Raw genomic sequence first — 3,315 nt, 5'->3', positions numbered from 1 at the left:
GAGGAGGCGCAGGGTCGCGAGCCGCTCGTCCCGGCGGCGGGCGGAGAGCCGTGCGGCCGATCTGCCGAGGGACACGAGCGGGACCACGAGGAGCGCCGCGGCGATCGCGGCGAGCGCCAGGTAGAGCTGGCCGGTCTCGTCCTGCCACTGGAAGAAGGAGAGCCCGCCGGCGACGACGGTCAGCAGGAGCGCGGTCACGAGCCCGAAGGCCGTCACCGGGAGGGCTGCGGCAGAGAGCCCGCCCGCCGAGGGTCGCGCGAGCAGCCAGGCGAGGCGGAGCGGCACCTTGAGGGGGATGTGCGGCGTGGTCGGCGCCACGGCGGACGGGACGGCGGGAGCGCCGGCGGCGCTCATGCTGCCGACTCCGCTTGCAGCGAGTCGCTGACGATGCGCCCGTCACGCAGCCGGACGGTGCGCGCGCACCGGCGGGCGATGCCGTCGTCGTGCGTGACGACGACGAGCGTCTTCCCCGTGCCGGTGGTGGACCGGAGGAGCAGGTCCATGACGTCGGCCGACGTGCCGGAGTCGAGCGCCCCGGTGGGCTCGTCGGCGAAGATCACGCTCGCTCCGGACACCTGTGCCCGGGCGATGGCGACACGCTGGGCCTGGCCGCCGGACAGTTGGCCGACGCGGCGGTCCTCCAGTCCCGCCAGGCCGAGTGCGGCGAGCCACCCCGCCGCCGAGTGCTCGGCACTCGAGCGGTCGACCCCGAGCAGCATCAGCGCGACGGCCACGTTCTCGAGTGCCGTGAGTTCGGGGATCAGCAGGCCCTGCTGGAACACGAAGCCGAAGGTGGAGCGGCGCAGCGCGGACCGGTCCCGGTCGGAGAGCCGCGCGACGTCGGTGGTGCCGCCGTCGTCGTGCCGGAGCAGTACCTGCCCGGTGTCCGGGGTGATGATGCCGGCGAGGCAGTGCAGGAGCGTCGTCTTCCCACCGCCGGAGGGACCCATGACGGCGACGGACTCACCGGCCCGGATGTCGAGGCTGAGGTCGGAGAGAGCGCGCGTCGCGTGGTAGGCCTTCGTCAGGCCGCGTGCGCTGAGCACGGCGGCCCGGGCGGCCGGCGTCGAGCTGACGGGATGCGGGGTGGCCGCTTCCAGCGCGGCGGATGTCATGGCGGGTGTCGTGATGGGTGAGGTGGACAGGGGTCTGCCGGGACGTGGGAAGGTCATGCCTCCATGCTTCCGCTGCCGGCCCGCCCGCGCGTCGGGCTGGAGGCTGACCGGCTTCCGGCCTCCTCATACCGTGGCGGGAGGCGGGTCTACGCCCGGGACGCCGATCCGGGATCCGCCAGGAGCACCCTGAAGACCTCACCGAGCGGGCCTGTGAGATCGTCGGAGGTCGCCGATGCCGCGGGCTGCACACCGGTGGAGGTGCGGAGCATCACCAACCCGAGCATGGTGGCCATGGCGATCTGCGCCCGCACCAGCAGGTGCTCGGTACCGGGATCCCCTGTGCTCCATCCCGCCGCCCCGGCGAGCCTCCGGGTGAAGGACTCCAGGGTCCGTCGGCGGATGCGGTCCGCGTTCTCGTCCCCGGACGAGCGCAGCAGGAGGAGGAGTTGCAGGGGATCATCGGCGTTCGGCGATTCCACCACGTGGGTGATCAGCCGGCCGATCACGTCGTCGATGCCCACCACGGGAGCCCTGTTCGCTGTGTCGAGCTCGTCGACGGTCCGGTTCATGCACGCCTCGAAGAGCCCCTCCTTCGACCCGAAATACCGGTTGATGAGCGCGACGTTGACCCCGACGTCGGACGCGATCTGCCGCACGGTCGTCGCGCGGTAGCCATCCGTGGCGAAGCGCCTGCGGGCTGCCCGCACGAGCGCGCGGCGCGTGACGGTGGCGTCCCGTCCCGACCGCACCTCGTCGGCCTGCTGTTCCCCTGTTCCAGGCGATTCCGAGGGCGCCTGCATCCCGTTGGCCATGATGTACCTCCGCACCCACTGTAGACCGCGGACACCCCATGTAAACGATTGTTGATTTCCGGTGACCAGCGATTATGCTGAAAAGTAATCACGCGTTTACTTCTCCGAGGAGCTCCATGTCCACCGTCACCCAGCGCCCCACCACGGGACCGACCCCGAAGGATTCCGCCGGGCGCCCCCGCGGCACGGCGATCATCGCCTACCTGTCCCTCGGTGGACTGTCGTTCGCCGTCCTGCAGTCACTGGTCGCTCCGGCGCTCGGAACGATCGGACAGGACCTGGGCGTCTCCACCGCTTCGGCGAGCTGGGTACTGACGGCATACCTGCTGTCCGCCGCGGTGCTGACCCCGATCCTCGGTCGCCTGGGCGACATGGTCGGCAAGCGCAAGGTCCTCATCGTCGTCCTCGCACTGCTCCTGGTCGGCGCGGTCCTCGCCGCCCTCGCGACCAACCTGACGGTGCTGATCATCGCGCGCATCCTGCAGGGAGCCGCCGGCGCCGTCATGCCGCTCTCGATCGGCATCGTCCGCGACGAGCTGCCGAAGGAACGCGTGAGCGTGACGATCGGCCTCCTGTCGGCCATCTTCGGCATCGGCGCCGGCGTCGGGATCGTCGCTGCCGGCCCGATCGTCGAGTCGCTGTCCTGGCACTGGCTCTTCTGGATCCCCGCCGGCCTCGTGCTGATCGCGTTGCTCGGTGCCATCTTCGGTATGCCCGAATCACCCGTCCGCACACCCGGCCGCCTCGACACCCTCGGAGCGGGGATCCTGTCCCTCGGCCTCGTGGCGCTCCTGCTGGCCATCAGCGAGGGGCAGACGTGGGGGTGGGCCGACGGCAGGACGATCGGCCTGCTCGGCGGAGGAACCGTGCTGCTCGTCGTCTTCGTGCTCGTGGAACTGCGTATCGCGGAGCCGCTGATCGACCTGCGGCTCTTCCGCCACCGCGGCGTGTGGACCGCACACGTCGTCGCCCTGGCCTTCGGCTTCGCGATGTTCGGGACCTTCATCCTCGTCCCGACGCTCCTGCAGCTGCCGACGGTCCTCGGCTACGGCTTCGGGAAGTCGGTGAGCGAGGCCGGCGTGTACCTGCTCCCCACGGTCGCGGCGATGGTCGTCTCCGGCGTGGTCGCCGGGGTCCTGATCCGCAGGATCGGCCCGAAGGTGCCGATGATCGTCGGCTCCGTCGCCGTCGTCGTCGCCTTCGCCCTCCCTGCCCTCGGCCATGCGGAGGAGTGGCAGATCCTCCTCTCGGGAGCCCTCACCGGGATCGGCATCGGGATGGCCCTCGCGGCGACCTCCAACGCCATCGTCGAGAGCGTGCCTGCGACCCAGACCGGAGAGGCGATCAGCGCGAACACCGTCCTGCGCACCATCGGCAGCAGCATCGGG

The 3,315-nt window shown here is 71.0% G+C and carries 3 protein-coding genes and 1 pseudogene; 1 reads left to right on the top strand and 3 read right to left on the bottom strand.

What is annotated here, in order from left to right:
* The 3 genes and pseudogenes from CVO76_RS16210 to CVO76_RS16200 form a co-directional block, all read right to left on the bottom strand.
* Window positions 1-354: pseudogene (locus CVO76_RS16210) on the bottom strand (hypothetical protein); the annotation flags it as partial.
* On the bottom strand, window positions 351-1,172 hold the full coding sequence (locus tag CVO76_RS16205; RefSeq protein ID WP_244186056.1) for an ABC transporter ATP-binding protein: 822 nt from the start codon (window positions 1,170-1,172) through the stop codon (window positions 351-353). The gene CVO76_RS16205 and the pseudogene CVO76_RS16210, both read right to left, overlap by 4 nt.
* 89 nt (window positions 1,173-1,261) lie before the next feature.
* The gene (locus CVO76_RS16200; protein WP_208740122.1) at window positions 1,262-1,927 is read right to left on the bottom strand and encodes a TetR/AcrR family transcriptional regulator; all 666 of its coding nucleotides are present in this window, start codon (window positions 1,925-1,927) and stop codon (window positions 1,262-1,264) included.
* A gap of 116 nt (window positions 1,928-2,043) precedes the next feature.
* Between CVO76_RS16200 and CVO76_RS16195 the strand changes: the two genes are divergently transcribed.
* Window positions 2,044-3,315 (top strand): MFS transporter (locus CVO76_RS16195; RefSeq protein WP_208740121.1); only part of this gene is annotated, 1,272 nt, incomplete at its 3' end.

It is taken from the genome of Arthrobacter agilis (assembly GCF_002953615.1).
Taxonomy (GTDB): Bacteria; Actinomycetota; Actinomycetes; order Actinomycetales; family Micrococcaceae; genus Arthrobacter_D; species Arthrobacter_D agilis_B.
This window is presented reverse-complemented; position numbering and strand designations above follow the sequence as displayed.